2 protein-coding genes are annotated in these 6,218 nt (G+C 66.5%); both read left to right on the forward strand.

Going from position 1 to position 6,218, the window contains the following annotated elements; translation table 11 throughout:
• Positions 1-3,840 (forward strand): non-ribosomal peptide synthetase (locus KME78_RS63340; protein ID WP_219539900.1); only part of this gene is annotated, 3,840 nt, incomplete at its 5' end.
• On the forward strand, positions 3,837-6,218 hold a 2,382-nt coding region (locus KME78_RS63345), incomplete at its 3' end, for a condensation domain-containing protein (RefSeq protein WP_219539901.1). The genes KME78_RS63340 and KME78_RS63345, both read left to right, overlap by 4 nt.

Consider the following 6,218-nt stretch of genomic DNA (forward strand, 5'->3'; position numbering starts at 1 on the left):
TACCGCACCGGCGACCAAGCCCACTGGAACCCCAACAGCCACATCCACTTCCTCGGCCGAAACGACCACCAAATCAAACTCCGCGGCTACCGCATCGAACCCACCGAAATCCAACACGCGCTGACCAGCCACCCCACCATCACCAACGCCCTCATCACCACCCACCAACAACGCCTCATCGCCTACCTCGTACCAGGCGAAGAACCGATCCCACCGGTCAACGAACTACGCGACCACCTACGCGCCACCCTGCCCGACCACATGATCCCCGCGATCTTCATCGAACTCGCTGCCTTCCCCCTCACCCCCAACGGCAAAATCGACCGCACCGCACTCCCCACCCCCGACGGCAACCGACCCGAGCTGGCCAGCGCCTACCAGCCACCCACCACCCCCACCGAAGAACTCCTCACCGCCATCTGGACCGACCTCCTCAACCTCGACCAGATCGGCACCACCGACAACTTCTTCGACCTCGGCGGACACTCACTCCTCGCCACTCAGGCGGTCTCCCGCATCCGGGCCACGTTCGGCAGCGAGATCAGCCTGGCGGACGTGTTCGACCGGCCCACGATCGCCGAGCTGTCCATAGTCGTCGACCAGGCCACCGCCGACCCGATGCGGCCGCCCATCGTGGCAGTGCCCCGGGATCAGGCGCTGCCGCTGTCGTTCGCCCAGCAGCGACTCTGGTTCCTCGCACAGCTCGACCCCGCCTCGGTCGAATACAACGTCCCCTCCCCCATCCCGCTCAGCGGGGAACTGGACGTGGTCGCCCTGAAGGCAGCTCTGGACACCATCGTCGAGCGGCACGAGGTGCTCCGCACCCGCCTGGTCGCCGACGCCGACGGCATTCCTCAGCAGGTCATCGACCCGCCGTCATCGTTCGAGCTACCCGTGGTGGATCTGGCCGAGCACGCGGAGCCCCCGCATGCGGCCCGTACGTGGGTGGCAGCCGATTCGGCCATCCCGTTCGACCTGGCCGCCGGCCCGCTCATCCGTGGCAGCCTGCTCCACCTGGCCGACGACGAGCACATCCTCGCGCTGTGCATGCACCACGTGGTGTTCGACGAGTGGTCGGCCGACATTCTGGGTCGCGAGCTGACGGCTCTGTACGAGGCGTTCCGTGCCGGGCGGTCCGATCCGCTGCCACCGCTGACGGTTCAGTACGCGGACTTCGCGAAGTGGCAGCGTGACTGGCTCGCCGGGCCGGTGCTGGAGGAGCAGCTCGGCTACTGGCGCACCCGACTCGCCGATCCGCCGGTGCTCGACCTGCCGACCGACCGACCGCGTCCAGCCGTGCGCTCCACCGACGGCTCCGCGATCACCTTCCACCTGGACGCCGCAGCCACCCGACGGCTGCAGGAGATCTCCCGTCAGAACGCCAGCACGATGTTCATGACATTGCTGGCCGCGTACACCGTCCTGCTGAGCAAACACACCGGTCAGGACGACCTGATCGTCGGAACGCCCGTCGCCAACCGCAACCACGCCGAAACCGAACAACTCATCGGCTTCTTCGTCAACACCCTCGCCCTGCGAGCCGACCTCAGCAGCGACCCGACGTTCGCCGACCTCCTGACCCACATCCGAGGCACGGCCCTGGCCGCCTTCACCCACCAGGACCTGCCCTTCGAGCAGCTCATCGACGAGCTCCACATCACCCGCGACCGCTCGCGCACCCCGCTCGTCCAGACCCTCTTCGACTACGCCACCACCCCGGCCGAAGCACCGCTGACCTCGTCAGATGAGCCGCTGCCCGTCAAGTTCGACCTCAGCCTGACCATGGAGCCCACCACCGACGGCCGGCTGATCGGCTCGTTCCAATACAGCATCGCCCTCTTCGACCCGGCAACCATCGAGCGCTTGGCGGAGCATTTCACCCAGCTGCTCATCGCGATCATCAACGAGCCGGCCACCCACCTCTCCTGCCTGCCCTCCCTACCGCCGGCGGATGAGCAGTCCCTGGCCGTCTGGAACACCACCGACAGCCCCACGCCGGCCGTCACCGGCATCCACGAACTCATCACCCCGCACGCCGGTACCTACCCCGACACCATCGCCGTCGCCTTGGACGACGCCACCCTCACGTACGGCGAACTCGAAGCCCGGGCCAACCAGCTCGCCCACCACTTGCACGCCCACGGCATGCGCCGAGAGAGCGTGATCGGCGTCTGCCTGCCCCGCAGCCTCGACCTCATCGTCGCCATGCTCGCCATCTGGAAAGCCGGTGGCACGTACCTCCCGCTCAACCCCGACCATCCCGCCGACCGCCTCGCCTACATGCTGGACGACAGCGGAGCCGACCTCCTCATCACCGGCAAAGACACGCCCGCCACGACCGGCGTGGCAGCCCTCGACCTGGACGACCCGACCACCCAGGCAGACCTGGACGATCGTCCCACCAGCCCACCCGAGGTGGCGACCCTCCCTGGCCAGGCCGCCTACCTCATCTACACCAGCGGCTCCACCGGACGCCCCAAAGGCGTCCTCATCCCCCACACCGGACTCATCAACCGCATCACCTGGATGCAGAACACCTACCAACTCACCACCCACGACCACATCCTCCACAAAACCCCCACCACCTTCGACGTCTCCCTCTGGGAACTCACCTGGCCCCTCACCACCGGCGCCCGCATGATCCTCGCCGCACCCGGCCGCCACGCCGACCCCGAGTACTTGACCGCCGTGATCCATCAGCACACGGTGACCGTGGCCCACTTCGTCCCTTCGCTCTTCCACCACTTCGCCGAGCACCACACTTCACCACCCAAGACCCCCCTGCGCCTGATCATCTGCAGCGGTGAAGCTCTCAACGGCCATGACGTCGCCCGCTTCCACACCCATCACCCCGACACCACCATCGCCAACCTGTACGGCCCGACGGAAGCTTCCATCGACGTCACCGCCTATACCTGCGTGCCGGGCACGACCGCCGACGCGCCGCCCATCGGCGCCCCCATCGCGAACACGAACATCCACATCCTCAACCGCCGCCTGCAACCCACGGCCATCGGCGTGCCCGGCGACCTCTACATCGCCGGCATCGGCCTGGCCCGCGGCTACCACCACCGACCAGCCCTCACCGCCGAACGCTTCATCGCCGCCCCAGGCGGCGAACGCCTCTACCGCACCGGCGACCAAGCCCGCTGGAACCCGGACGGCACCATCGACTACCTCGGCCGGAACGACCACCAAATCAAACTCCGCGGCAACCGCATCGAACCCGCCGAAATCGAACACACCCTCACCACACACCCCGCCATCAACGCGGCGTTGATCGTCCTCAACGATCAGCGGCTGATCGCGTACCTCATCCCGGCCGATCCGACCGCCGGCGTCCCGGCCGTCGGTGAGCTGCGGCAGTTCCTCCTCCAGAGCCTGCCGGACTACATGGTCCCGGCGGCTTTCATCGAGCTGGCCGCCTTCCCGCTGACCTCCAACGGCAAGCTCGACCGCGCCCTCCTGCCCGCTCCCGACCTCAGCCGCCCCGACCTCGCCGACGTCTACCAGCCGCCCGCCACCATGACGGAGGAGCTACTGGCCGGGATCTGGGCCGACCTCCTCAACATCGGCCAGATCGGCACCACCGACAACTTCTTCGACCTCGGCGGACACTCACTCCTCGCCACCCAGGTCGTCACCCGCATTCGCACCACATTCACCACCGACATAACGCTCGCCGCCCTGTTCGACCACCCCACCATTCGCGATCTCGCCACGCACATCGAGGAACAGGTCTGGCTGGAGATCGAACAGATGCCGAGCGACGAGATCGCGCAAGTGTTGGACGCGCTTTCGGAGCCGGAAAACTACGACCGGGATGGAGATTCGAGATGACGATTTCGCCTGCCGACCTCTTCGATGAGCTCGAACTAAGAGGCGTACATCTCTATCTGGCTGATGACCGCTTGCGCATTCTGGCGCCGAAGGGCGCGCTGACCGAGGAACTCCGGGAAAAGGTCGCCCAGCACCGCTCGGAGTTGATGGACATTCTCCAGCAGCGGGAGATCGCGGCGAGCGTTGACCGGCCTGCGCCCATCCTGGCCGTCTCGCGTGACCGGTTGATGCCGTTGTCGTTCGCTCAGCAGCGGCTGTGGTTCCTGGACCAGCTGGAGCCGGGGTCGGTCGCGTACAACGTCCCGTCCCCCATGCCGCTGAGCGGTGAGCTGGACGTGGCCGCCCTGCGCGCGGCTCTGGACGCCGTCATCGAGCGACACGAGGTGCTGCGCACCCGCCTGGTCGCCGACAACGACGGCATTCCTCAGCAGGTCATCGACCCACCATCGGCCTTTCACCTGCCGATGATCGAACTGTCTCATGAGGCCGACCCCTTCCGGGCGGCGCGCGAGTGGGTGGCCGCAGATACGGCGACGCCGTTCGACCTGGCCAACGGCCCGCTGATCCGCGGCAGTCTCCTCCGGCTGGCCGACGACGAGCACGTGCTCGCGCTCTGCATGCACCACATCGTCTCCGACGAGTGGTCGGCCGACATTCTCGGCCGCGAGCTCCAGGCCCTGTACGAGGCGTTCCGGTCCGGGCGGCCGAACCCGTTGCCGCCCTTGACCATCCAGTACGCCGACTTCGCGGTCTGGCAGCGCGAACGCCTGAGCGATGCGGTGCTGGACGAACAGCTCGCCTACTGGCGCACCCAACTGGCCGATCCGCCGCAGTTGGACCTGCCCACCGACCGCCCGCGTCCCGCCATCCGCTCGACGGCCGGCGCGGCCGTCCGTTTCCAACTCGATGCGGAGACGACCCGGCGGCTGCAGGAAATCTCCCAGCAGAACTCCGGCACCATGTTCATGACGCTGCTGGCCGCCTACAACGTCCTGCTGACCAAATACACCGGCCAGGACGACCTGATCGTCGGCACACCCGTCGCCAATCGCAACCACCCGGAGACCGAACAACTCATCGGCTTCTTCGTCAACACCCTGGCGCTCCGTGCCGACTTGAGCGGCGACCTGACCTTCACCGAATTGCTGGCCCAGATTCGCGCCACCGCACTGGCCGCCTACACCCACCAGGACTTACCGTTCGAGCAACTCATCGACGACCTGAACATCGCCCGTGACCGCTCCCGCACCCCGCTGTTCCAGGCTTTCTTCAATTACACGACGGCCGTCACCGTCGTTTCTCCCACGTCATCCCTGGAATCGTCGGCTGACGCGCTTCCCGCGAAATTCGACCTCAGCCTGACCATGGGCCACAATCCCGACGGATCGCTCATTGGTTCAATCCAATACAGCACCGCCCTGTTCGACGAGGCCACCATCCGCCGCATGATGGGCCACTTCACCCATGTGCTCGCCGCGATCACCAGCGACCCCGGCCAGCACGTGTCGGCTCTTTCGATCCTCACCGCGGCCGAGCACCAGCAGCTCACCGTCGACTGGAACTCCGCTACCGCCGAACTCCTCCCGTTTAACGGCGTCCACGAACTGATCGCCGCACAAGCCACCCTCCGGCCCGACGCCACCGCCGTCATCCACGACGACATCCCGCTCACCTACGCCCAACTCGACGCCCGCGCCAACCAGCTCGCCCACCACCTTCAAACGCTAGGTATCGGCACCGAACAGATCGTCGCCCTCTGTCTCCCCACCGGACCCGAAGCCATCATCGCCATCCACGCCATCTGGAAAACCGGCGCCGCCTACCTCACCCTCGACCCCGAGCACCCCGCCGAGCGCCTCACCTACCAACTCGCCGACAGTGGCGCCGCCGCTGTCATCACAGGTGCCGACGCTCCTGCTGTCGGAGACGTACCGGTCGTCACGTTGTACGACTCCGATACCCAGGCCGTCCTGTCCGCGCAGGCCACCACGGCACCCGACACAACCGTGCACCCTCAGCAAACCGCCTACCTCATCTACACCTCAGGCTCGACCGGCCGCCCCAAAGCCGTCAAAATCACCCACCGCAATCTCGTCAACTACCTCACCGTCGCTCCGACACGCCTTGGCATCGGCCAACCACACGCCACCTACCTCCTCCTCCAAAACACCGTCACCGACTTCGCCAACACCATCCTGTTCACCAGCCTCACCACCGGCGGAACCCTCCACATAGGGCCGGCTCAAACCATCACCGACCCCCAACACCTCGCCGCCTACCTGAACGACCACCCCATCGACCACTACAAAATCGTCCCCACCCACCTCAACGCCCTCACCCACACCACCCCACCCCACACACTCCTCCCCCACCACACC

The sequence above is a fragment of the Nonomuraea guangzhouensis genome, from assembly GCF_019396345.1.
Taxonomy (GTDB): Bacteria; Actinomycetota; Actinomycetes; order Streptosporangiales; family Streptosporangiaceae; genus Nonomuraea; species Nonomuraea guangzhouensis.